Genomic DNA, 24,805 nt, shown 5'->3' with positions numbered 1-24,805 from the left:
GAAATCACTGCTCAAGACAAAAGTCGAGAGAACCGGAGAACATTGATTTTCAAACACTGAAAGGAATCAACATGGAACTTCTTTGGACAAAACGAATCATAGCATCCATCTTAGTGCTACAGGCGCCAGCGCTTGTGCACGCAGGCTCAACAGGTGCAGACGAGCTGCGCACGTGGGCGGCTCAATCACAGTACGAGGGCAGCGCCCGTATTAGCGATATCACTCGTAAAGGTGGCGGAGACCTTTATCGTTTGGATTTAGCGAAACCTATTCCACTTTCTGCTATCAAGGCAAAGGTGAAGTCAGGCAAGGTTAAAGTCATTAGCATTCAACTTGTGAATGAGAAAAACGAGCGAATTGCGCTGAAGGCCTTTAATAACGTCGTGTTGGCAGACTCAGACAAAGAATTGTTAGCCGATAATGCAAGCTCAAATTTATCTATTTTAGGAATTGAGATCCAAGCGGAAGCAATGGGTGGAAATGCTTCTTTGGATATTAATGCCATTTCAAAAGTTGAAGCGCCGAAGTTAGCGCTGCGTAATGGCGGCGGAAATGGCGGGAATAATGGTAATAACGGTAATAACGGGGACGACAACTCAAACTCTTGCAGCAGAAAATACGACGCCATCTTAAAAGAAAAATTGGATATCATCCAACTTTGGGCGGGACGTGCTGAAGCAAGTGCCGTTGGTTCGTGGCAGGAAAAATACGCCAGCAAAGAATTCACGAAATTTGTAAATGAATTTATCGCCTCTATTAAGTCGGAAAAAACGTCAGTTGCTTCGACAGAATATACGTTGACGCTTCTGAACTTCTTTACAGAGCGCCACAATGCAAGTCGTCCAGACAGCGCCGCTGATCAGGGCTATAAAGCTTTGGCGACTGAAACTTTCGAAGTGTTCTTGGCTTCGTTGCAAGGTGATCAAACATGCCGAGTGGTGACAAGTGATTCATTGATTAAAATCGCTTTGGACTTCCAAAAAAGACAAGACGCGAACAAACCTGACAGTCGTGCGCGTAAAGTTTATGAAGTGATGATTGGTCAAATTGGAAAACTAATTCCTTCTCACTACAGAAAAGAAATTGCTTCTAAAAACTTGAACTTCCGTCAGGCTGACACTGAAGGGTACAAATACTATAAATTGTTTGCTTCTAGCAAAGCGGACAGCTTCTTAAAAGGGACTTACCAAGAAATGAGCGTAAATGCTTATTCCGTGGCAGAACAGTCTTTGTTAAAGGAAGTTAAATCGCTGAACAATGAACAAACGTATCAATTGATTGTTGAGTTTCAAACTAAGTACAACGATCCAGCTAATTATCCTCAGGAAATCATGTTGAAATATCTGACGATCCTGTCAGACCATAGCAATTTCTTGAAATTTATGGCGACTAAATAAGACAAAAAAAAAGCCAGTGGATGACACTGGCTTTTTTTTAGAATCCAATTCCTGCGGAGATGGTGTTTTGAAAATCACTTTTTTCCCAATCATTATCTCTAAACACAACAGTCGAGCTTAAGTTAATCGAAGCCGGGCCAAAGTTCACACCGATAGAAGCACCGGCATAGGGATTATATTGAATAGGACGTTCATCTTTAGTAACAATTCCGCCTGAAGTTGTTTCGCGAACGGATTTTGTTGCTTGAGCGCCTGCACGACCCGTCATGTGGAAAAAGTCGACTCTGTAAGTGGAACTCAAACCCAGCTTTAAGCGTTCGTCATCAGTTTTCACTTTTTCGGGAGCGGTGGAGTAGTCCTCAGTATCAGAGGCTTTTGTATACTCGGCTTCCAGAGATAAAAGATCAACGCCCAGACTCATTCGAAGTCCATACATCGATCGTGTTTGCATATGTGGAGTTGGGTAATCACGGTACACGGTTTCGATACCATAAAGGGGCTCGACTTTATAACCACTACCTTTGGTGAGGGTAAAGGATGCAGCGTTAGCAGAGTTAACACCGATTACACCGGCAAGAAAAACGATCCACTGGGTCGTAGAAAACTTCATGAGGCCTCCATGCACACCATGCCAGTTTACACAGAACTCGTCCGTGATACCCAGAGTATTTTTGAAACCTCGTTCACAGTCCTGTTGAATTCTGATAATATAGAGGCATGAAAACAATAAAACTTGCGATCTTTATCTGGACCTTATTCGTAGGATTCGCTTCCCATGCAGAAACAGCCTATCTAGCTGGCGGGTGTTTTTGGGGCATGGAGGAATTACTTCGTAAGGAACCGGGTGTTACCTCTACGGAAGTTGGCTATATGGGAGGAAAAATCCCGAACGCGACTTATGGAATTGTAAAAACAGGAACGTCGAATCACGCTGAAACAGTCAAGGTTGAATTCGATCCGAAAAAGCTAAGTTATGAAAATCTTCTGCTGTTCTTTTTCAAAATCCATGACCCCACCACTTTGAATCGCCAGGGCAATGACATCGGTACTCAATACCGCAGTGAAATTTTTTATACCTCCGAACAACAAAAAGAAACTGCTTACAAAGTAATCAACCGGGTTAACAAATCTAAAGCTTGGGGTAAGCCTGTGACGACTGTTGTGAGTAAAGCAGGAGACTTTTGGAAAGCTGAAGCCGAGCATCAAGATTACTTGCAGAAAAATCCAAGCGGATACACCTGTCATTTTGTGCGCAAGGTTGAATTCTAAAGTCACGGGGCCATAGTGAACGGATAACGCTTTGCCCGGTGCAAGTTGTGTTTCCAAATCTCGGCATATGAATTGCTTTGATCCTTCTTGAAAAGGATTTTGCTATGAATAAAACAGCTCGGATTTCACATCATTTTGCGTCTTTTACGATTATCGCGACGACCTTGCTCGTGGCTTCATTGGCGGAGGCGAAGTTCTGCGGTTTTCGCCATAAGGTCGCGTGTTCGGGAATGGTGACGACAGAAAGCTCGAGTGGAAATATCACCTATGTTGTGAACCGTGTGGTTTATAATTCCTGCGGAAAAGTGGTGTCAGATAAGCTCCACAAACTAACTGGGACCCCTGAACAAGTTGAAAGTGAACTGCGCCGCGCTCGCTGCCCTCAAGACAGTTTCTAGTCCCATTCTAAGTCCAAAATTCCCCGAGCGTTGGGGAATTTTGATACCTTATCTTCGTTCACATTCGTTAAAGCATTTTTATTCCGGTGTTCATGCACTTGACGAGGAAAGCCTTTTTGCGTTTCTAACCGAAACTCCTGTCATCCATCCGTGCTTTAATTTGAGCTCACCTGGCCCGCCCCGTGCAATTTCTTTCCGCGAACAAAATAATCTGGAGTATAAAATGAAATTGATTGGTCAGTTTTTGGTGGTCGCAGTGTTGGCATATTCTGGGATGGCTCAGGCGCAGTTGGACGGAGTTATTGAAGTCCCAGTAAGCCCAGGTAAAGCTGAGTTGAAGGAGTCCTCAAGAATCAGCGGAGGCAGATTCTTAACCCTAGGCACCGCTCCTCAGCAAAGTCTGAATATAAAATGCCATAAAGGAATTGGAAGAATTTCTTTGATGGTTTTCTTACGCGGTAACATTTTAGCACAACAATTAAGTGGCCCCGTAGATAGTATGGAAAGCTGCGAACATCAGTTGTCTAAAATTGCAGCCGAAGTTCAGGCGGGCGCTGAAGTTCTTCGCATCGAGGTCCGTTCCGATCACACTTTGGGTTTTTCGACTCATTAGAAAGAAGCGGTTAAAAAGCCAGGGCGGTGCACCTGGCTTTTTAATTTTATAGATCGGGAAGGCGAGGGAATACTTTTAACACTTTTCCGCTAAACCCATCATCACAATCATGAACCTCGTAATGAGTTTGCAGACTGTTGTTGTTAGTGATTGAGATTTTATACTCGCGGTGAATACAAAGACCGTGATCCGGAGTTTTTACATAACCCTCATAGTTTAAACTGAATAAGATACCACCGTCATAAATGACAGCACTTTGGCAGCGCCGGCCCGTGCATAATGGTGTCCCATCTAAGTGGTACACCATTTTTTCTGGTGAAATGACTATTTCACCCTTTTTGCTGGTGTAGCCAGACCAACGAATCAGTCTGTCGCAACCATCACTTTCAAACTTTACTACAGCTCCTTCAGCCATTTGAAATACACCAGTTAGCCGCGCACAAGTTTCTGCGTGAGTCGTTGTGGTGATAAATAATAAAATGACGAAGAAAATGATTGTTCGCATCAGATAATCCTTTGTTTAAGCCTGACACAGGTAAAACACCGTGGCTACACTAAAGATCACAAGTAAGAGGGCTGAATGAAAAAGATTTTGGTGGTCGTATTTTTGACATTAGTTGCAGGTATATCTCAGGCATGTGTCGGATTTACCGGAGCATACTCTACGTTCAAACCCGCTGCAGGCAAATACCACGTGTTGGTGTTGAACCAAAATGATTGTAAGGCTATCGCCGCTGGCTCCTTCCAATTGGATCAAGTCACCAGCGTTGTTTCTGATGAGATCGAACCAAAGGTTTTTTATACTGATAAAGATCATACGAAGTTGTGCGAGCTCAAATCTTGTCGCCTATTCACGACCAATTCCAAAGGTCTGGAGTTTGCGGAAAACGCGTCAGTTTATTTGAATGGAACAATCTGTAAATATGACCGCGTGTACTGGGAGCGCCAAGACATCTGGAATCTTAAAATCACGTATCGTATTGTGGATTCCTCAGCAGCATGTCGTCAGTTCGGCCGCGCGGCAACCGTGATCATGAAAGATATCAAACATGTCTCGGCTTGGGAGGGGACGAAATGATGGTTTATGCCCCTGGTTTATAAGTCTTGCGTAACAAAGCTGTTTTGAGCTTCTTGTTGTATTGTTTTGTCGACGGGGTGTCGCTGATGTGATTAAACCAAACGCCGTCGGCGGCCCTTCGCACAATTTCCAGTTCAAGTGCTGAATCCGTTGATTTGTGCTGCTTTAAACGTTTTTCCATCCAGCTGCGCCACATTTTCTTAAGCCGTGGTTCCACCAAAATAGACACACAAAGGGCTGGCCAAGCTGATGTCTCTTCCAAGCATTCTTCATCAAAGCACAGTTCTACATAGGCTCTTGTAAAGCGTCCAAAAGGAGATGGGTCTTTTTCAATAAGGGCGTCAATCTCCTGGTCCATTTCCGTCATCAGCGTGTCAAACACGCCTTTTATTAAGGCCTGCTTTGAAGGGTAATGGTGCAGCAGTCCACCTTTCGTGATGCCCGCAAGTTTCGCGACAGCCTGAACAGTGATCGCGGCAAGGCCCTTTTTTTGAGCCAGAGCCAGGGTGGCTTTTAGAATTTCTTCTTTGACCAATGCGGGTTGTTTTTTACGTTGGTAAGCAGACTTCATAAAATCCTTAATTAATACGTTTCTGTTCTAAACATACCATCTGGTCGGTTTCTTTTCAATTTTTTCCAGACAAAACTCAAAAAGTGCATATAATAGGGACTATGGGAGTTATCACCATGCTTAAACTGGTTTTAATGGTAGTTGGTTTAGTGGGAATGGGAGTATTTATGATTTCGGGATGTTCGTCATTTGGAACCTTGCCCTCAAAGGAAAATAACGAGTCTTTTAAGACGTCGGCACACTTCGATGCAAAAGCAGAAACATTTGTAAACCGTCGGCCTGATATTCTAAAGGAAATGCGTGAGCGTTCCATGAATTTTGCGACTTTTAAAGAATTTATTTTCGGAAATGGCGAGGAGAGAACTCCCAAAAAGAAACTGCCCGAAACAAAGCCTGATTTTGTGGAGTTTGTTAAACCCAGCCCAGAGATGAAGGTTGCGTGGTTTGGGCATTCGACAGTCCTTTTGAATTTTGATGGTAAAATGATCTTAATTGATCCGGTATTATCTAAATCAACAGGTCCCTTAGGATTTTTGATGAAGCGTTTTCAAGACCCCGTTGTCGAACTCAATGAGCTTCCTCCCATTGATGTGGTGGTGATCAGTCATGATCACTATGACCATCTAGATACGGATTCAATAAAGTTTTTTAAAAATAAATCGACAAAATTTTTGGTCCCCCTCGGAGTGGGAGCTCACCTTAAGGGGTGGGGAATTTCTTCTGACAGAATTCAGGAACTTGATTGGTGGCAGACTGCAAAACTAGAGGACATCACTTTCATTGCAACTCCTGCCCAACATTTTTCGGGTCGGGGATTTTGGAATCAGAATAAATCTTTGTGGGCTTCTTGGGTGATTAAAAGTCACAGACACAATGTGTTCTTTAGTGGCGACTCTGGTTATGATATCCACTTCAAGGAAATTGGAGAGAAGTTGGGACCCTTTGATATCGCTTTTGTAGAAAGTGGGCAATACAATGAAAAATGGCGGGAAGTTCACATGCTTCCTGAAGAGTCCGTCGCTGCATTTAAAGATTTGAATGCGAAACGATACTTTCCAATTCACTGGGGAATGTTCACCTTAGCTTTGCACTCTTGGCGCGAACCGTTGGAAAAGCTGACTCTTGCGGCGGAACAAAATGGAATGACTTTGGTAACGCCAAAAATAGGCGAAGTGGTGACAATCAATGATCACTATCTGAGTACACGTTGGTGGGACGAGTCGACGACCGTACAGAAGTGATTACTTAAGGGGCAGTTCTTTCGTAGTTTGCGCAAGTTCTTCATACAGTTTCGGAATCCAGGGTTTGATCACTTTGGGTTCCGGTGCGGAAACGACTTTTCTGAAATCGACAGGGGAAAGAATCACTTTCCAATTGCGATAGTTGCTTTGAGCTGCCAGATAAAAAATTTCTTCAACCGCATCGTCGCCGATCGCGATGCATCCGGCGGACAAAACACTTCCATGAATCATGATATCACTACCCAGATTCTTGCGGCCCTCTTCCTTTGCCATCTTTTTATCGAAATCAGACGGATAATTTAAACGCAAAGCCAAGTGAAACTGACTGTTCGGGTTTAAGCTTGCTATGCGATACAGACCCTCAGGCACCTGGTCATCGCCAGCAGTCAACTTGGGGCCGGACTTTCCACTGGCGCCAAATACGGGATAAGTTTTAATGAATTGCGGTTTTCCTTCAGAGTCGCTGGCGAAAAGAGACAGAGTCTTCTGCGATTTTACGAAAAGCAAAGTCACGTCATCCGGTGGATAAACCAAATTTTTCTTAACGAAAAGGGGTTTGAGTTTTTCTGTGACTTTGGGTTCAATATCTTGCACTCGCTTTTGCACAGTGGATTTACCGAATATAGAAATCTTTAACTTGTTAAAAAGGGGAAGTTCCAAAGTGATCAACGAAATCGCAATAACGATGAATGAATAGAAAAGTCCTTTGAAGATATTTGCGATCAAAACTTTTCCTGGGAACTTCATTCTGTGGAACCCCTTTGGCTGTTTCCAGTATGAACGCATTCGTTGTGAATTAACACGCCATTCATTGATTAGAGCGTTCATCTTACTCCACTAAAGTCCATAGGGCCCGCTATAATGGTTATTAAATCAATTTTAGTATAAAAGACGTTTTCAATACAAAAGGCAGGTTCATTTCACACTCGTAATATCGCTTCGGGACGGATCTGGGCTTCCGAGGTATCATTCGTATTTTTGGATTCATTAAGTTCGCGTTTCTTATCTTGTGGGCACAAGGTGTGACCGATAGGAAACACATGGGAACGCATGTACGTAACGGGAAAGCATCCATACTGCAGCTTTTACGATCTAAACTGATGTTGGTCGTAGCGTTCGCTTTAGGGAACGTCTCCTGCTCGATGGACGCAACGATTGCTGATATTCTCACAGTGAATACGGGAAGCCTTTCCGGTCGCATCGCCAATTATGCAACTAATTCCAATCAAGCCTCAGCACAAGATGCTATGGCTTGTGTCACTCCGGTTGTGAACCTCTATAAACTTGATTCCTCAGGCCAACGTATCAGTCCTCCGGCAGCTTCAGTGGGAGCGGACGATACAGGAGCTTACTCGATTGACTTAAAAAACGCTGGTTTTGAAACGGAAGCTTTGAAAGCCAGTCCTATGTTGATTGAAGTGAAGGGGTGTGCTGCTGGAGTCTATTTTAGACCGGTCACAGGTTATGCCGAACAAAACGTGACGATGTCTTCGTCTCTTTTAGGCTATATCGTTAACACCGACTTTAAAGACAAACTGTCAATGGCGCTGCAAGATAATGGTGCTGAAGTTGATAACCTGATGTTGATCTTGGGTAGCCCCGATTCCATGGAGAAAGCGTACAACGTTTTGCTAGCAAATACTGAAGCTAGCGATAAGTTCACGCAAATTTTCGGTGTAGCTCCCTCGGCGTTACTGGATGCTTCGCCCGAAGTTCTGTCTTACAGTTTACCGGCATCGGCACAAGAGAAAGTGGCGTTGCAGTTGGAAGCAGACGCTGCCCACTGGTTATCGTCTTATCCGATGATTTATGAGTGGAAGTTAAATGCTACGACATTAGGAACAGCTAAGTCCGTAAGCCATGTTCCTGGCGGGAACTCGCAAGGAAACCATGCGATCACTTTGACGATCGGTCGGGATAATGGTTCCGGGCATGTGGATCTGACAAAACCGAATAAGTCTTTCTCCGGTCCGATACAAATTTCTAATAATGTTTTGCCACAGCCACCGAATTTTTCGGTGACATCTCCTTCGATTGCAGCCGGCCAGCCGGTAAGTACACGTGCTTTAGTCATCGGGATTACCACGGGTGCAGCTTTAGCTAACTGTGATTCTTTCAGCAGCCTTTTGATGACAGAGACTTCCTCCATCCCAAGTGCTTCTGAAAACTTTCCGATTGTTTGCTCACAGGTGGGCAGTCAGAGTTTGAATTATACCTTGGCTTCATCGGGAGAGGGCAGCAAGACTCTTTACTTGTGGGCTAAAGATGCTTCGGGTTTGATTTCTACGACGCCAGTTACTTTGACATTGGGTCTGGATACCGCGGCTCCGACAGTCACAATCTCAACGCAGCCATTGGCACAAAGTAAATCAAGCTCTCAAGTTATCGCGTTCACGGGCAATGACGGCTCTGGTACAATAGACCATTTTGAATGTAAGCTTGATTCCAGCGCGTGGGGTGCTTGTTCAAGTCCTGCGTCCTTTGCGGGTTTGACCGAGGGTGATCATACCGTGAGTGTTCGTGCTATTGATACGGCCGGTAACACATCAAACATTGATTCTAAAACTTGGCATATCGATTTAACGGCCCCAACTTTGACACTAACAGGTCCCGCTGCTGTAACGAATTCGTTATCAGCGACTTTAACAATGGCCGGAGTTGACACCGGTGGCTCTGGTCTGGCGACTTATCAGTGCAGCCTTGATGGAGCTGCTTATGCGACTTGTACGGCAGTGATGAATTACGTTTTGGCTGCGGGCAGTCACACGTTTAAATCCCGCGTTTACGATGGTGCTGGAAATGTATCTTCTGTTCAAACTCATTCATGGACGATTGATACGACTCCGCCAACAGTCACGATCACCTCAAAACCCGCTGCAATGACAAATTCAATGACAGGGACGTTCGCGTTTGTTGGTACGGATACAGGTGGCGCGAGCATTTCTGGCTACGAATGTGAACTTGATGGTGGTGGCTATTCTGCTTGTACGACAGGCAAATCGTATTCGTCGTTGGCGGATGGCAGTCATACGTTTAAAGTGCGTGCCACGGACTCTGCAGGTAATATTGGTACTGCGACAACTTACACGTGGACGATTAATACCGTGTCGCCGATGGCGTCGATCACAGCCTCACCGGATAATATTACAAATCAAACGACGGCGAACTTTTCATTTTATGCCACACCTCCATCCGGCGGCTCTATTTCGAGCTATCAATGTAACTTGGATTCAGCGGGATGGGCGACATGTTCATCACCGAAGTCCTATACGGGCTTGACGCAAGGGTCGCATACTTTTGAGGTGCGCTCGATCGATAACTTATCGAACGTCAGTGATGCGACTTCTTACACTTGGTTGATAGATACAACAAACCCGACTTTGACCATCACCGATAAACCAGACGCTGATACAAACACAGCGACAGCGCAGTTTAAGTTTACGGGCGGTGACACCGGTGGCGCGACGATTGAGAAATACTATTGTGAGTTAGACAGCGCGGGTTATACGGAATGTGCAAGCCCTAAGAATTATACGAGTCTTGCTGAAGGATCTCATACATTCAACGTGAAGGTCATGGATACGGCAGGGAATACCTCTGCTGTGCAGACATACTCCTGGGACGTGGATTTGACGGCTCCAACTTTGACTCTTTTAACCAAACCCAATAGCTTAACGAATCAGACGACGGCAGCCTTTACATTTAGTGGCGCGGACTCTTCTGGTTCTGTTGCTGGTTACGAATGTAAAATTGACGGTGGAGCCGTTACGTCTTGTACCTCTGGAGTCTCATACAGCTCTTTGGCTGCGGGAGCTCATAGCTTTGAGGTTTCGGCTCTTGATGCTGCTGTAAACTATTCCGCTGCAGTTTCTTATTCATGGACCATTGATACCGCTCCACCAACAGTGACGATCACTGCTAAACCTTCTGCGAATGCAAACTCGGCGACGGCGGTGTTTGGTTTCACAGGTCTGGATACGGGTGGGGGAAGTGTCTCCGGATTTAAGTGTAAGCTGGATGGTGGATCTTATTCGACGTGTGTGTCGGGGGGATCTTACAGCTCCTTATCCGAAGGCAGTCACACCGTTTCTATTTATGCATCGGACACGGCAGGCAATGACGGGACGCCAGTGACATATACTTGGGTTGTGGATACCGTGGCTCCAACGGTGACTATCACAACGCCTTCAGCTAATAACTATGTAATCCCATCCGCAAATTTATCGGCTGTGACTATCGGTGGCGCATGTTCTGAAAATGGTGTGGCAGTGAACCTTTCTGGTGTTACAGCGGCGCCAACTTTGTGTTCAGGAAATGCGTGGGTCATTACCGCGAATATGTCATCTTTGGCTGATGGTCCTTACACCTTAACAGCAAGTCAAACGGACAGTGCTGGGAACACAGGTTCATCCTCTGGTCGCTCTGTGATCAAAGATGCAACGGCACCTTCGATTACAGTGACGACTCCGGGCGTGGTTAAAGGTGGCGGCACAATCACCGCAAGTTGGGTTGTAACTGAAGCCAATGTAGCAAGCAGTTCTTCTTTTGCTATTGAATTTTATGATGGAGCAACTTGGACAAGCGCGGGCTCAAAAACAGCTACGGCTGGTGCCAATACGAACGTAACTTACTCGCTTACAGGAATATCAGTTCCTGGGACCAATACGAATGCAGCGAAAGTTCGTGTGACTTTAACGGATGCCGCAGGAAATGTTAAGACGGTGACCTCGGGTAGTTTTGCAATTGATAGCAGTGCTCCGACACTTTCAAGCTTCACCGTGAATGGTGGATCGGCAAATACCACGAATAATAACGTCTTGATTGGTTTTAATGGATCGGATTCCCTTAGCAATATTTCAAAAATCTGCATGTCAACTTCAGGCACAGCTCCAACCAGTTCAAGCAGCTGCTGGATTCCAGTCGCTTCTTACGGTCTTACCGCGGCGAAAAATCTTTCGACATCTTCTATTTATTATAACGTCGGCTTCGTTTCTGGGGCTTACACAATTTATATTTGGTTGATGGATGCTGTGGGTAACATTTCAACGAATTCATCAACTGCCAGCGTGGATAAGGGCAGTGTTTACTATAACTCACCAAATCCTCCATCGGTGGGTTCGATCCAATTGACTTCTACCAATACTCCGACAAGTCCTCCAAGTGGTTCAGATCTTGTGGTGACGTCGGGAAGCGCGATTTATTTGAAATGGAATGTTTCAAGCTCTACGGGCTTGGCTGCTAATCCTATCTCTATCACTTACACAACGGATGATGCGACAACGGCTGGAACGTTGGCCACGGGTCTTGCCAACGGTGCCAATGGTGGCTGTACAGTTACTTCTGGATTCACTGGATGTGCGGTACTGTCGGCTCCAGTGGGCACTTACTTCCGCTTGAAAATGAAAACTGTGGATTCTTTGGGATTCTTCTCGACGATCTCAAGTAATCCGTTGAACTCAGGGCAAATTAATTTCCTTGCGGGGAATACAGATTTGGGACTGAATTCAAGTGCTAAGTCTGCTATCATCCAACCAAGCGGTGGTGCGAACGCATTGCAAGTTCTTGATGATGGTCGAATTTTTGTTTTAGATACACGCGGGCTTGCATGGGTGAATCCGACAAATGGTGTTTACGAAATTCTGGCGACTTATGCGGGTTCTATGTCAGGCGACGGTGGCGAGTTGACCAACGCCAAATTTAAAGCTGTATCAGGAATCTATAAGGACGCAAACAATGATATTTTAGTGGCAGACAGCCAAACTATTCGCCGAATCAATACCAGAGTGAGTCCGATGACTATCAGTCGTGTCGTCGGCGGCGGTAACGATACCGGTTCCTATGTTGCGACGGCGACGAATTATAAGGCTTCAATAAATATTCGCCACTTATCGGTGTCTTCAAACGGTGATATTTTCTTTGTCGGGGAAAATGGCCACAAAGTTCGTAAATACAATGCAGCAACAGGCGCGGTGAGCTTAATCACTTTAAGTGGTACAGGAAACAGCTCTTCGCCCACTCAGGATAATACTTTGTGCGGGTTCATCGATTATTTCGTGACGTTCGATGCATCAGGCAACGTGGATAAAATGATTTGGGAAGTAAGTTCTCAAGGTTCAAGCTCATCATGTACTTTGAATGCATCGACGACGGAAACTCGGGCCTATGCTCAAGTCGATCCGTCCACAGGCATCGCGATGTCGCCAATTCCAGATCATATCGTAACGACAGACGGTTATCGTGAATATGTCAGTTTCTATAATGACAGAGTCGGAAATGTATATTCTGCCTACGATCAAGGAACTCCGGCTCAAGGTATCTGGAAGTTTGATTCGGCTTCCATGACTTGGGCAAGAGTTTGGGGTAGTGACCAGTACGGAACTTGTTCTGATGGTACATTCCATACCAGCTGCGCGATTAACACGATGGCTTTAACATTTAACAGCCAAGGTCAGCCGTTTTATATTGATGTGAAATCGAAGGCCGTCAGAACTATTGATAACGATGGTTACGTCAGAACCATTGCGGGAGACAAGCTGGGTTCGGATGACGGCAAAATGCCTCTGGTGACCCGCTTTGCTAATTTGACGGATGTTAAATCTTGGAACTCACTGGGTACGAGCTACATAACTGTCTATGACTTTGGTGATGTGCGTGTTCGTGAATTTGTTCCTGGCAGCTCAGTGACAACGCTTGCGGGTCTCCAATACTCTAAAGCACCGTCAGCAGGCAACGTGGCCGCGACAAGCCCTATTCATAACTCTTTCGATATCTCCCCAACCCGTATTCTTGTGAATTCGAATGGGGACGTCTATATGCCAAGAGCCCAGGGCTCTACAGGGCGAATCGTACGTTCATCAGGTTTATGGGAAAGCTGGAGTTCTGTGGGTAGCTATGGTCCACAGCCCGTTGGAATTTACGGTAATACGATGATATTAGGGGCGTACTCATATAACGGCTCGATCAACCGTATGACTGATTCGCGCTATTTCTGGGTCGATTTAACTTCGAAAGTATTTACGAAAAAACTTTACGACACAAATGGTGGTTCGACTCAAATCCCAGCTACGATTTGTGCTGATGGTTCAGCCTTGAATGGTGGCTGTTCATTGGCAGCGGGTGTGAACGATGTTGGTATGCAGGCACAATACGATCCAGGGACGAATTCTTGGTTACTAGCGGAACCTAACGCCACTCGTATTGCAAAGTTTGCTTATGATGGAACCGGCACAATGGGGACTTTGTTTACAGCTCCGAGGGCTTTCTCGAGATTTGCCGTGAAGCGATCGACGGATCTTTCCAGCAATTACGTTTATACGTGCGCATCAGGAATACTTTATAAATATGATCTGAATAATAGCGGTGCAGAGTCCGTGATTGCATTACCGAATACGACTTTTACATGCGAGAGTGCTCTTCATTATGATAGCTATCGCAACACACTCTTGTTCATTTATAAGCAAAATGGATTGAAGGGTGTCGCGGAAGTCGTAAATCCATAGAGTTTGTAGCCTCCCTAAATAACTAACGTTCACTTTCATAGAGCGATGATCAACACGGTTTCATTAACCGTGTTGAAAGCTCTTCTCATTGCCATAGGACAAGAACTTTTCTAAATCCACCCTCGATGAAGAAAGCTTTCGTTTGGTGCCATCGCTGGTTTGGAATTGTAGTTGGTTTGTATTTCGCTTTGCTGGGAATCACCGGCAGCGTTCTTGTCTATGGCGATGCGGTGGACGAGATGATCAATCCAAATCTATATATTTCTGCGCACTCTTCTGCGCACCCTCAGTCCCTGGGAGCATTGATCAAGTCAGCGCAAGAGGCCCTTCAAACAGACAAGTTGCCTAGGTCTGTTGTGATCCCGGAATCTGCTTATGGCAATGCTGTGTTGACCTTTGATATACCTAGCGGGAAAGAGCGCCGTCGGGTGAAAGCCTTCGTAGATTTAACAACGAACGAATTTAAAGGCAGCTATAATTTTGCGACATCATTCGTGGGATTTATATTTCGCTTTCATCACGATCTATTCATGGGCGGAACCGGAAAAACGATTGCCGCTGTTGGCGCGATATTCATGATGCTGATCTTGATATCGGGGATTTATTTGTGGTGGCCCAAGAATGGACAATTTAAAAGAGCCTTTACGATGCGTCCTCTGAAAAGTTTTTTTATTAAGAACTATGAACTTCATAGGCTCACGGGAATATACACTGCCGGGCTTTTGTTGATGTCGACATTTACAGGACTGGTGATTGCGCGTCCGGATTGGTTCGGCGCAGGTAAGCCCCGTCAGGCGATCGAGCAAAAGGAAGCAAAACCGTTGTTCGATTTTAATAAAATCGATGAATCCCTGAGATCAGCCGATTTACTTCAGCGCCCCATGACAGCGATGATTGATGTGCGCAAGGGAACGGTGAAAGTGGCAGATCGCCAAATGAACATTGATGACTATGTTTTGTCGCCTCCCACGGAACAAAAAGTTTCCTTTAGAAACTATAATTTTAACCTTCACTCAGGAAAATTCTGGGGCGAGATCGGTCAGCTCGTTATGTTCCTGGCGGGCCTATTGCCTTTGGCATTCTATTTTTCAGGAATTTATATTTGGCTCAAGAAAAGCAAACCCGCGATGAAAAGGGTAAGGTAAGGATCAATCATGAAATCATCTCTTGCAACTGAACAAGTCCAAAATATTTTAGCAAAATTGTATAAGGACTCAGCCGAAAACGATGCCACAAATCGTCAAGAGGCCATGGCTTTGCCTGAAACGGCAACTCAGGAAGAATTCTATCGCGCCATGCGTGGCGTTTACATGGCGATTGGTATGGAATTCGGTAATCTCTTGTATTCCATTGCACGCACGAACAATTCTAAAACGATCGTTGAGTTTGGAACGTCCTTCGGTGTTTCTACAATCTATTTAGCAGCTGCTGTCAAAGACAATGGTGGTGGAAAAGTGATCACTACAGAATTTCACCCTGAGAAGGTAGCAAGAGCGAAAACCAATCTGACGGAAGCTGGCTTGGTTGGATTTGTGGAGTTCCGTGTGGGGGATGCTCTGCAAACTCTTAAAGAGAATTCACCGAATAACATCGATATGCTTTTTTTAGATGGGCCTAAAGGCATGTATATGGACGTTTTGAAATTGATGGAATCTAAAGTACGGTCCGGCGGTATCATAGCTAGCGACAATACCAATCATGAGGGCCTAGAGAGCTTTCTGAGTTATCTGCGTTCGGCGAGTAACGGATATGTATCTGCGCCGATTCACACCCGCAGAGGCGAAAGATATCCAGCTCACGAAATCTCTATCCGTTTGTAATATTCTGGACTGAATCAGTACTTTTAAACTCCTTTTGTGAGCGTAGACTAAGGTTGCAACCACAAAAGGAGGTCTTATGAATAATCAAACTCAGCAAGACACTCTTGCCGTCGGTAAAAAATTGGTCGATTTTTGCAAGCAGAATAAAGTCGTTGAAGCGGTCAAAACTCTGTATGCAGAAAATATTGAAAGTCAGGAAGCTGCTGAAACACCCGATATGCCAGCCTACGCAAGCGGCATCGACAACGCGCTGAAAAAAAATAAACAGTGGGAAGAAACCATGGAAGTGCATTCGGCCCAAGTGGATGGACCTTATCCATTAGGGGATCGTTTCGCAATTCATTTTAAATATGATGCCACCGATAAAAGAACTTCGAAAAATTGGCAGATGCAAGAAGTTGGAGTCTATACGGTGAAAGACGGTAAGATCGTGAAAGAAGAATTTTTCTATACGATGTAAATGGAATTCACGAACTAAAAAAGAGCAGCCTAGCTGCTCTTTTTTTATCTTCCGACGGTGCCGCCGAGTTGAGTTGGTGTATGTGATTCTTCGCGAACAGTACAGTTTGAATAGAACAAGCAAACGAAAAGATACAAAGCAGAGAGAGCTAGAAAACCTTTTACTCTTACTTTTGCCATTCCATCTCCCCCGTGCGGCTCTGTTCTTGTTATATTCTCTTCTTTTTTTGTAATTTTCTCGATAGCTAAACCGGTAAAAATGCTCCGTATTCTCATCTTGAGACGAACCCTTGTTCGGCAAGCATCCTATCGGATTTTCACACGAGAAATTTCGCGTAGTTAGAAAGCGGATTTTCTGAAATAGTACAAGCACCCATAACTTTAGCGTCTCTATACTTTATCAATTGCGCTTCGACATGAGAATTCAAGGCCGAGATATTCCAGAACAAGGTCCAGAGAAATTATTTAAATCCGACGAACTTGTTTACGAAATCTTGATATGTGTGTCTTTGGTGCGACACACGAAATAAAAAAAAGCCAGGCGCAGAGCCGGGCTTGAGTGTTTTAGAGCAGATACTTTAATTGGAAAATTAACGGCAAATCATCTTACTAACAGAGTTGCTGTACTCGTACCCGGAATCATTTTCGTCATATTCCAGAGTGGAATTGGCTTTACCTAAATCACCCAAAGTTAACTTTGCCCATTTCTCACCACGTGAACCTAAAGAACCCGTGATGGATTTTTCGTTTGAGTCTTCGGCCAAATTGTAAGAGCCAACATCTGAAGTCCACACATCTGCGTAATCTTCCGAACTTTTTGCTTTTGTCTTTTCGGTTTTATAATCAAAAGACACTCCATTGTTCAAAGAGACTTGAACGCTGACTTTGCTGCCGTTTTTATCGATACCTGTGCAGGATAAAGTTCTTGCCTGCGATGTAACGGTCGTCATGATGATTGCAGCAGTTAGCAGAGATATCGTTTTCATAATCACCTCAAAAGTAGAGGCTTTTTTTATACTGCAGATTTTCCTAAAGGAGGTAAAGAAGTCAGTTCAATGAAAAACTGGAAAAGGTGTCACAAAAATTGACACCTCCTACGGTGCGAGGGGCGAGCCAACATGAAGTGGCAGTGCCTTTAATTATTCGACGCCGGCGGCGAGTGTGACGACAAGGGTGCTGACGGCTCCGTCGTATTAAATACAGGTTTATCAGACATTCCTAAGCGCCCGACAAATGGCAGCTTTAGCGCCGGTCGGGCGAAATCAATTCCGAAACTCATACCCAATAAATTAAGCTCGATGCCTTCTGCCAGCCCAATACTTGCCCCTAATAATCCAAACAGCGAAAATTGAACGCCAGTACCTGATTCAGTGATGCCCACTGGTTGGCCTTTGCCAATCCAATCTTTACCGATCGCATGAGGTGGTAAGTCCGTATAGATTCCAGGTGTGTTTCTCATCACATAAGATACGAAAGTATTGCTGTTCGGGCCTGGATAAATTCTGTAGGAGTGGGGATAAGGATAACTTTCGATGGCCTTAATCAAATCAGGTATCATTTTTTCCGCCGCTTCACCGCGAACATCCATGTGTAAAGAAGGCTCGTTGCCAAACCAGCGTTGATCAGGTTGGCGGTGAGTTTGGCGAATAACCGGAAAGCCCCGATCCGCATAATAGCCAATCACTTCATAGACATTCCATTCGGCGCCGTGTTTTTCCTTATAGGCGATCCACGAGTGAACAGCCAAGTTGCCCTTAAAACCATAGGTTCGCGCAGAATAAATTTGCACAATCGCCCGCGGGTCCTCTTGAGGCGTGGGAGCAATACCAATGGAGCTGCGATCTGCAGTTCTCCAATCGTTCGCTTCCACCAGCAATGATTTAAAAAATAGGACGCCCATGATTAATGCGGATTTCATTTTCATGCAGATAAGAATAAACGAAATTTAGCGAAAGCAACAGGTGCAGAGCACTGCAAGACAGACCAAGGTAGGCCACAAAACCCGCGCCTACCTTGAAAACTTAAGTGATATTATTATTCAGGGCGTGGAGTTTGATTGGAATCGCAACCGCCAACCTGTCCGTTCCAAATTCCTTCGTACTGATAAATATGATCAGACATTCCATCAGAGCCATTTTTATTTAGCTGAATGCGAAGTTTTACTTCGCCGTTGATGGATTTAGCCGTCAGGAAGTTTCCGCTGGTCGTGTGGGTTGATGGCCACGTCACATATTCTTCACTAGGACGGGTCAGTCCCAATTCGTGGGTTTGGGTATCGTATGTCACTTGCTGAAAGGGCTCCGTAAAACTGCACGTATACATTGTGGCGAATGCGGAAGGTGTGATGAGGATGGTTAGTAATCCTGCGAGGGCATGCTTCATAGGTACTCCTTTATATATTGATGTGAGGCTGAGGTTAGGATGATCTATTTCTTTGGTGTACTAACAACGGCGTAATGGAGGGCTTAAATGCCGATAATCATAGGGACATCAGGCGTCCCCAGCAGGTGGCAATAAGTGGGTGCCTAAATTGTCGTTCTTTTTGGAAAGGATTTCCCGGTTTAGAGGGCGCCCAAACGATCAGCTGCAAATTAGACGACGAGGACCCCTCGGCACAGAAAATGGATAGATGTGCCTATCAACCTTAATAAGGAACCATTTATGTCTAAACGTTATACAAAACTATTCGCAGCCTCTGTTTTGATGATGATTATGGGTGCAACAAGTGCTCACGCATCTTCCATGGAAAAAGATAATGCTATCGACGCGCAATCGGACGTGGAAAGCGCTTTCGCAAACTTGGATGAAGCACAAGGTGGTTTAGAGCAAACGCAGTCTGAGTTAAGCGCTGCAAAATCAGATTTTGATGGTCGTACACGTGACCACAAAGAAACAACTCAACGCACACGTCGTGAAATTAAGCGTTTGCAAGCGGAGGCTGAAAGAAACTCTAAGCAAACGACGCGTTTAATTGGCGAGACGATCACTATGCGCAAACAGATTGAAAAAATGGACTCCCAAGAAAACGATGCTCGCAATAAGTTGGCTCGTGTAAATGATAAATTGAGCAAAGCCCGTGCGGACCGTGACGAAGCAAATGATAAAAAGTTGCAAATGACGGCGGCGATGAAAGCTACTCAAGGTGAAATGGCTCGTACGAATGCAGCTCTTAAAACAGAGCAAGCAAAACTGGCTCGCGCGAAAAATGAAGAGCGTCAAGCAGCTGCCATGCTTAAAAAGACAGATGCGGATTTCCTAAAAGCTCGCATGAACTATGAGCGTGAATCTAAAAAGTTAGAGCAACAAACCGCAGCCGCTTTGTCAAAAGCTGAGCAACACAATAGAAAAGCACAAATGAACATCGAGAAGAGAAAACAGCTTCAAGATAAATTGAATCAAAAACGCCAAAAGTTGAGCGATGCTAAATCGAAACAACAAAAAGCTTTGGCTCGTTTGGGTAACTTGAACTAGTTAAAGGCGAGCGCCCTTGCGAGGGTGCTCTGCATCGGGATGTTTCTTACGGAATTCGTCCTCGATTTTAAGGTACGTCCCGTTTGAAATGATAGTTTGAAGTCCCTTTTCAAAGATGGCTGCGTATTTCGCGCCATCTTTGTGCGTTTTGGAGAAGTTCACGTACAGATTATCGCGTGAAATACGGCCAACCAATTTGACCTTCTTTTTAAGCTCAGGATGCTTATTAAAAATACTCTCTGCCGTCAGTCCCCACAAAATCGCGTAACGAACACGGCCGGCAGCTACTTTTTGAAGCTGTGACGTTTCTGTGGGACCATTTTCCGTTAGAATTTTTTTATTATTTAGAAAAACGGACGGGTAGGTATAGCCCAAAGTTGTTCCGACTGTTTTGCCTTCAAGGTCTTCAAGCTTTAAACCGGTCTTTTCATCAATGCGACCATAGATCAACATATCGGCCTGAAACAAAGCCGTAGGGTGGAAGATATACTTATCTTTTGTGTCTTTATTGATCAGAGTGTCAAAGCAGCCGAGGGATGTGCCTTTGTCCACCTCGTTCATACAACGAGTAAATGGCATCGGGCGAATAATAACATCTATACCTTGTGACTTAAAAGCCGCACGTACGATGTCGGGAGCGAGGCCCACAACTTCTTTATAGTCTTTAGATGCTGAAGAATACGGCGCCCAGTCGTCTTCTCCATTAAGCGTGATGGTTTCCGCCTTGGAAACAAGTGAGGTAAGCAATGCCAGAACTAGTACAATTGAACGCGAAAAGATCATCACATTAAGTTAGCGCAGATTTTTGGGTAATTATACAAGAATTTATTAGTCATTTGTTATACGAGACATCATCGGTTTTATAACAGATGTACAACCGATATTGATCGTACTAAGATGCGTCCATGGACACAGATAATTCCAATAAGCGCCCGGTTTATATTCCTTATTCAGGAACGTTTCTTTTAGATATCTCTTTGTTGAATAAGGGGAGTGCTTTCACCGATGAAGAGCGATCGAATCTGAATCTTCATGGACTTTTACCAGAACACGTCGAAACGATCGAAGAGCAAGCTGCTCGTGCTTACAGTCAATTTAGCAACATCAAAAATAACTTAGATCGCCATGTTTTTCTTCGCCATCTTCAGGATACGAACGAAACGCTGTTTTACCATTTGGTAGTCCGACACATTACTGAAATGCTTCCGGTTATTTACACTCCCGTTGTCGGCGAAGCGTGCGAGCATTTTTCTGAAATTTATCGTGCCCACCGTGGTCTCTTTATTTCCTACCCTCATCGTGATCGTATTGATGAAATGCTTCGTAACGTAACAAAGCAAAAAGTAAAAGTGATCGTGGTCACTGACGGCGAGCGTATACTTGGCTTGGGTGACCAGGGCATCGGAGGGATGGGAATTCCAATCGGTAAACTTTCCCTTTATACGGCTTGTGGGGGAGTGAGCCCTGCTTACACATTGCCGGTGGTTTTGGATGTTGGAACCAACAATCAAACATTGATCAACGATCCTTTATATATGGGATGGAAGCATCCGCGTATTTCTGGCGATGAATATTATCAGTTTGTGGATGCTTTTATCGAGGCCGTCAAACGTCGTTGGCCTGACGTGCTTTTGCAGTTCGAAGATTTTGCGCAAAAAAATGCTTCACCTTTGTTGAAACGTTATCGCGATGAAATTTGCTGCTTTAATGATGATATTCAAGGCACAGCAGCCGTTGTTGTGGGAAGTCTTATCGCTGCCAGCCGCGCGGCCGGTGGTCAATTGCGTGACCAGACGGTTGTCTTTTTAGGAGCCGGTTCAGCAGGTTGTGGAATCGCCGAACAAATCGTGGCTCGTATGAAGCAAGAAGGCTTGTCAGACTCGGAAGCTCGAAGTCGCGTGTTCATGATTGATCGGTACGGTTTACTAACTGACAAAATGCCCAATCTTTTGGACTTTCAATCTCCTTTGACTCAACCGACAGATCGTATCCAATCCTGGGGTTTGCCAGAGGGCGAGATCTCCTTGCTTGAAACAGTCCGCCATGCAAAGCCGACGGTTTTGATTGGTGCTTCGGCGCAGCCGGGACTTTTCACAGAAGAGATCATTCGTTTGATGCACAGTCATTGTGCACGTCCCATCGTAATGCCTCTTTCAAATCCGACGTCCCGAGTGGAAGCCCTTCCCGAAGACATTATCCGTTGGACTGAAGGTGCGGCGCTGGTTGCTACGGGCAGCCCTTTTGCACCGGTGGCATTTAATGAGAAAATCTATCCGATCGCTCAGTGTAACAACTCGTACATCTTCCCAGGTGTGGGACTTGGCGTAATTGCCTCCGGGGCCCGTAGAGTCACTGACGCCATGATGATGGCAGCCAGCGAAGCCTTGGCAGATTGTTCACCGATGGCCGTATCAGGCGACGGAGTGCTCCTTCCAGAACTTAAGGACATTTCGTCAGTCTCTGTCGAGATTGCTTTTAGAGTTGGCAAAGTGGCCCAAGCGGAAGGCGTAGCCATCGTCACTTCCGAAGAGGATTTGCTCACTGCAATCCACAACAACTTTTGGAAACCTGAGTACCGAACTTATCGACATCGAGCAGCGACTTAAATCCTTGGGGCTCGCGCTCTGTCTAGAAGTTCGTCAAAAAAGAGAAACCGGAAATTCGGTGTAATTACGAGTATAGTGGATCTATATGATTCATGAACTTTGGCACTCGTTTCCGCGAACGTTAGTTGAGAGAATTAATTCATTGCTTGATGAGGCCGAGCCTTCTCAAGCAAAAGCTTTTCAGCTTTATAAAGCTTGTCAGAGTGAAGGTCTTTGGGACGAGACTTTTGAAAAATTCCAACGTAAATTAAATGGTTATTATGAGCTCCCAAAACACCAGCGGAGTAAAAGTGCTTTAGATCAAATGCTGAATGCGCCCTTGCCTTCGGTGATGTTTGAAGATTTTCATCTGAATTTTAGAAATGCTTCCATAGACAATCGTTCTTTGCTTTCACTTGCCAGTTGGACTCACCATCTTTTGCGCGTGGGTGGTAAGTATACAAGTGCCGTGATCGCTGAGGATGTCATCACTAAAACTTTAAATTATATTACGAACCCTCCATTGTTTGAAAAATCATCCAATATTCAGTTTGATGATTTTTGTGATGCTTGGGGAAAAACGGTTTTTAAACTTTACGGTAAAACTCATGACGCCGAAATGACTCGCATAGTAGGGGAGCTTCGTTATTTGAATGCGCAGCTGATCGTCGAAGAACAACAGCGTCAAGATCGTCCCCTGACAATTCCCTCTATTTACCTCACCCAAACAGAGATCACCTGGACGATGGCGGTGATGGAAGCCGCCGAAGAAAACCTGGAAATGCCAAAGTATCCGCTATCGCGAGGACCGGAAAAGCCACGTTTGATTGAACTTCTGCGCGTGGTTCAGCTTTATAAAATCGTGCAGAACACCCAGCTTCCGGAGTTTGTAAAACACCGCGAAAATATTCGCGCCACTATTCTGAATCGCTGCCTGAATCTGCTTGCGGACCGGGCTAGTTAACGAATGAATCCTTCTAACCTGTCTAATAAGATTTGAAGATGGCTCCGAGCGTTACCGCCTGAAGTCATCTGTTCCAGTTCCCTAGAACCTATGCTCTAGTTTCAATACTTGAGTTATAGAGGGGGAATCGTGACTAAAAAGTCCGCTCGCAGAAAATTATCGCCACGTACGCAAGCCATTCACGGTGAAATGCTTTCCGAATCTTGGGAGTTTTCACATCACTTGATTCCTCCGATGACGGCTTCGACAACCTTCCGTCTGGGGTCGCTGACTCGCGGAGCAGAGGGTTTTAGCAGCTTTGCCGGCCCCCATCAGAAAGACAAACCGATCTGGATCTATGATCGTTTGGAAGAGCCAACGACAAAAATGCTTGAAGATCAATTAGCGATTCTAGAAAAAGGCGAAAGCGCCGTCACCTTTGGCAGCGGGATGGGAGCGATTTCTTCGACAATCATGTCTTTGGTTAAGAGCGGTCAAAAAATTGTCGCCCATAAAACTCTTTACGGTTGCACTTACAGTTTGATCACGAATTGGTTGCCGCGTTTGGGAGTGGAAAATTCCTTGATCGATGTGAATGACTTTAAGACTTTAGAAAAAGAACTTAAAGATCCAAAAACCCGCGTTGTCTATTTCGAATCAGTTTCAAATCCTATTCTTGAGATTGCCGATCTGGAAAAGATCACCGAGATGGTAAAAACGGCCAACAAGAAACGTAAATCAGACAATCGCATCTATACAGTTGTCGATAATACTTTCGCAACACCTTGGTCTTTGCGTCCCTTAGAGTGGGGAATTGATTTCGTGATTCAAAGTTTGACGAAAAATATTTCAGGCTTTGGAACTGAAATGGGGGGCGCTGTTATCGCACCGAAAGCTTTTGAGGGACAATTGCGCGTCGCTCGTAAAGACTTTGGTGCCATCATTCATCCGTATTCGGCTTGGCATATTTTGGTTTACGGTATTTCCACTCAGGCCATTCGTTTCGAACAACAGCAGACAACTGCTTTGAAAGTCGCTCAGTTCTTAGAAAAACATCCCAAAGTCGCAAGTGTCACTTATCCAGGATTGAAGTCTCATCCGCAGCATAAATTGGCTCGCAAGTACTTAGTTTCTCCAGAAAACAAGTTTGCACCGGGGACCATGATTTCCTTTCAACTCAAAGGCGATATGAAACGCTGTCAGAAATTTGTCGATGATATTGCACAGAATTCTTACTCAATCACTTTGGCGGTTTCTTTGGGGCTTACAAAAACATTGATTGAAGTTCCGGGGTTTATGACTCATTCAGCGATTCCAGAGGACAAGCGTGTTGAAAGTAATATCGATCCGCGCGCGATTCGTCTAAGTATCGGCCTTGAAAATGTAAAAGACATTATCGGAGATCTTGAAGACGCTTTGAAACGCATCTAATACATAACTGTTGACCGAGCTTTAGGTTTC

23 protein-coding genes are annotated in these 24,805 nt (G+C 44.9%); 14 read left to right on the top strand and 9 right to left on the bottom strand.

Annotated elements, in window-relative coordinates; all coding sequences use genetic code 11:
• Positions 1 to 71: 71 nt before the first annotated feature.
• Complete coding sequence (locus B9G69_RS01845) at positions 72 to 1,397, top strand: beta-sandwich domain-containing protein (protein ID WP_088614187.1); 1,326 nt, start codon at positions 72 to 74, stop codon at positions 1,395 to 1,397.
• A 37-nt stretch (positions 1,398 to 1,434) separates the two neighbouring features.
• Here B9G69_RS01845 and B9G69_RS01840 read toward each other — a convergent pair whose 3' ends face one another.
• A complete protein-coding gene (locus tag B9G69_RS01840; RefSeq protein ID WP_088614188.1) occupies positions 1,435 to 2,007 on the bottom strand; it encodes a hypothetical protein in 573 nt (190 codons plus the stop codon).
• A gap of 107 nt (positions 2,008 to 2,114) precedes the next feature.
• On the opposite strand from B9G69_RS01840, the gene msrA reads away from it, so the two are divergent.
• The 3 genes from msrA to B9G69_RS01825 all read left to right on the top strand — a co-directional run bounded on the left by msrA (position 2,115) and on the right by B9G69_RS01825 (position 3,677).
• Positions 2,115 to 2,666: a peptide-methionine (S)-S-oxide reductase MsrA gene (msrA, locus tag B9G69_RS01835; RefSeq protein ID WP_088614189.1), complete on the top strand. Its 552-nt coding sequence runs from the start codon at positions 2,115 to 2,117 to the stop codon at positions 2,664 to 2,666.
• Positions 2,667 to 2,770: 104 nt separating this feature from the next.
• Positions 2,771 to 3,064: a hypothetical protein gene (locus B9G69_RS01830; RefSeq protein WP_088614190.1), complete on the top strand. Its 294-nt coding sequence runs from the start codon at positions 2,771 to 2,773 to the stop codon at positions 3,062 to 3,064.
• Positions 3,065 to 3,287: 223 nt separating this feature from the next.
• Positions 3,288 to 3,677: a hypothetical protein gene (locus tag B9G69_RS01825; protein ID WP_141096857.1), complete on the top strand. Its 390-nt coding sequence runs from the start codon at positions 3,288 to 3,290 to the stop codon at positions 3,675 to 3,677.
• 46 nt (positions 3,678 to 3,723) lie between these two features.
• Here B9G69_RS01825 and B9G69_RS01820 read toward each other — a convergent pair whose 3' ends face one another.
• The gene (locus tag B9G69_RS01820; protein ID WP_088614192.1) at positions 3,724 to 4,182 is read right to left on the bottom strand and encodes a hypothetical protein; all 459 of its coding nucleotides are present in this window, start codon (positions 4,180 to 4,182) and stop codon (positions 3,724 to 3,726) included.
• A gap of 75 nt (positions 4,183 to 4,257) precedes the next feature.
• Here B9G69_RS01820 and B9G69_RS01815 point away from each other — a divergent pair, with 75 nt between their 5' ends.
• On the top strand, positions 4,258 to 4,755 hold the full coding sequence (locus tag B9G69_RS01815) for a hypothetical protein (protein ID WP_088614193.1): 498 nt from the start codon (positions 4,258 to 4,260) through the stop codon (positions 4,753 to 4,755).
• Between the two features lie 4 nt (positions 4,756 to 4,759).
• On the opposite strand, the gene B9G69_RS01810 is transcribed toward B9G69_RS01815, so the two are convergent.
• Positions 4,760 to 5,326 carry a TetR/AcrR family transcriptional regulator gene (locus B9G69_RS01810; RefSeq protein WP_088614194.1) on the bottom strand — a complete coding sequence of 189 codons (567 nt, stop codon included), beginning with the start codon at positions 5,324 to 5,326 and terminating at the stop codon, positions 4,760 to 4,762.
• A gap of 116 nt (positions 5,327 to 5,442) precedes the next feature.
• Here B9G69_RS01810 and B9G69_RS01805 point away from each other — a divergent pair, with 116 nt between their 5' ends.
• Positions 5,443 to 6,567: an MBL fold metallo-hydrolase gene (locus tag B9G69_RS01805; protein ID WP_254916722.1), complete on the top strand. Its 1,125-nt coding sequence runs from the start codon at positions 5,443 to 5,445 to the stop codon at positions 6,565 to 6,567.
• Here the strand turns inward: B9G69_RS01805 and B9G69_RS01800 are convergent, their stop codons facing one another.
• Positions 6,568 to 7,314: a L,D-transpeptidase family protein gene (locus tag B9G69_RS01800; RefSeq protein WP_088614196.1), complete on the bottom strand. Its 747-nt coding sequence runs from the start codon at positions 7,312 to 7,314 to the stop codon at positions 6,568 to 6,570. It abuts the gene before it with no gap.
• A gap of 293 nt (positions 7,315 to 7,607) precedes the next feature.
• Here B9G69_RS01800 and B9G69_RS01795 point away from each other — a divergent pair, with 293 nt between their 5' ends.
• From B9G69_RS01795 to B9G69_RS01780, 4 genes are all read left to right on the top strand, one after another.
• Positions 7,608 to 14,066, top strand: a complete 6,459-nt coding sequence (locus B9G69_RS01795; protein WP_265437924.1) for an Ig-like domain-containing protein — start codon at positions 7,608 to 7,610, stop codon at positions 14,064 to 14,066.
• Positions 14,067 to 14,191: 125 nt separating this feature from the next.
• Positions 14,192 to 15,211 carry a PepSY-associated TM helix domain-containing protein gene (locus tag B9G69_RS01790; protein WP_217897651.1) on the top strand — a complete coding sequence of 340 codons (1,020 nt, stop codon included), beginning with the start codon at positions 14,192 to 14,194 and terminating at the stop codon, positions 15,209 to 15,211.
• 9 nt (positions 15,212 to 15,220) lie between these two features.
• Complete coding sequence (locus B9G69_RS01785; RefSeq protein WP_217897652.1) at positions 15,221 to 15,886, top strand: class I SAM-dependent methyltransferase; 666 nt, start codon at positions 15,221 to 15,223, stop codon at positions 15,884 to 15,886.
• Positions 15,887 to 15,962: 76 nt separating this feature from the next.
• Positions 15,963 to 16,346, top strand: a complete 384-nt coding sequence (locus B9G69_RS01780) for a nuclear transport factor 2 family protein (protein WP_088614198.1) — start codon at positions 15,963 to 15,965, stop codon at positions 16,344 to 16,346.
• Positions 16,347 to 16,390: 44 nt separating this feature from the next.
• Here B9G69_RS01780 and B9G69_RS01775 read toward each other — a convergent pair whose 3' ends face one another.
• From B9G69_RS01775 to B9G69_RS01760, 4 genes are all read right to left on the bottom strand, one after another.
• The gene (locus B9G69_RS01775; protein WP_254916723.1) at positions 16,391 to 16,525 is read right to left on the bottom strand and encodes a hypothetical protein; all 135 of its coding nucleotides are present in this window, start codon (positions 16,523 to 16,525) and stop codon (positions 16,391 to 16,393) included.
• Between the two features lie 410 nt (positions 16,526 to 16,935).
• On the bottom strand, positions 16,936 to 17,331 hold the full coding sequence (locus B9G69_RS01770; protein WP_088614199.1) for a hypothetical protein: 396 nt from the start codon (positions 17,329 to 17,331) through the stop codon (positions 16,936 to 16,938).
• A 149-nt stretch (positions 17,332 to 17,480) separates the two neighbouring features.
• Positions 17,481 to 18,269: a DUF3750 domain-containing protein gene (locus B9G69_RS01765; protein ID WP_254916724.1), complete on the bottom strand. Its 789-nt coding sequence runs from the start codon at positions 18,267 to 18,269 to the stop codon at positions 17,481 to 17,483.
• Between the two features lie 110 nt (positions 18,270 to 18,379).
• Positions 18,380 to 18,727 (bottom strand): hypothetical protein, encoded by a 348-nt coding sequence (locus B9G69_RS01760; RefSeq protein WP_265437923.1) that lies wholly within the window; start codon positions 18,725 to 18,727, stop codon positions 18,380 to 18,382.
• 279 nt (positions 18,728 to 19,006) lie between these two features.
• On the opposite strand from B9G69_RS01760, the gene B9G69_RS01755 reads away from it, so the two are divergent.
• Positions 19,007 to 19,816, top strand: a complete 810-nt coding sequence (locus tag B9G69_RS01755; RefSeq protein WP_088614202.1) for a hypothetical protein — start codon at positions 19,007 to 19,009, stop codon at positions 19,814 to 19,816.
• On the opposite strand, the gene B9G69_RS01750 is transcribed toward B9G69_RS01755, so the two are convergent.
• Positions 19,817 to 20,599 (bottom strand): substrate-binding periplasmic protein, encoded by a 783-nt coding sequence (locus B9G69_RS01750; protein WP_088614203.1) that lies wholly within the window; start codon positions 20,597 to 20,599, stop codon positions 19,817 to 19,819. It lies immediately after the preceding gene.
• Positions 20,600 to 20,721: 122 nt separating this feature from the next.
• Between B9G69_RS01750 and B9G69_RS01745 the strand changes: the two genes are divergently transcribed.
• The 3 genes from B9G69_RS01745 (at position 20,722) to B9G69_RS01735 (ending at position 24,775) form a co-directional block, all read left to right on the top strand.
• Positions 20,722 to 22,422, top strand: coding sequence for an NAD-dependent malic enzyme (locus B9G69_RS01745; RefSeq protein WP_088614204.1), 1,701 nt, complete (start codon positions 20,722 to 20,724; stop codon positions 22,420 to 22,422).
• Positions 22,423 to 22,507: 85 nt separating this feature from the next.
• A complete protein-coding gene (locus tag B9G69_RS01740; RefSeq protein ID WP_088614205.1) occupies positions 22,508 to 23,365 on the top strand; it encodes a hypothetical protein in 858 nt (285 codons plus the stop codon).
• A gap of 129 nt (positions 23,366 to 23,494) precedes the next feature.
• The gene (locus tag B9G69_RS01735) at positions 23,495 to 24,775 is read left to right on the top strand and encodes a trans-sulfuration enzyme family protein (protein WP_088614206.1); all 1,281 of its coding nucleotides are present in this window, start codon (positions 23,495 to 23,497) and stop codon (positions 24,773 to 24,775) included.
• Positions 24,776 to 24,805: the final 30 nt, after the last annotated feature.

The sequence above is a fragment of the Bdellovibrio sp. SKB1291214 genome (genome assembly GCF_002209355.2).
Classification (GTDB): domain Bacteria; phylum Bdellovibrionota; class Bdellovibrionia; order Bdellovibrionales; family Bdellovibrionaceae; genus Bdellovibrio.
Note: the sequence above shows the minus strand (reverse complement) of the source record. Positions and strands in the feature narration are given on the sequence as shown.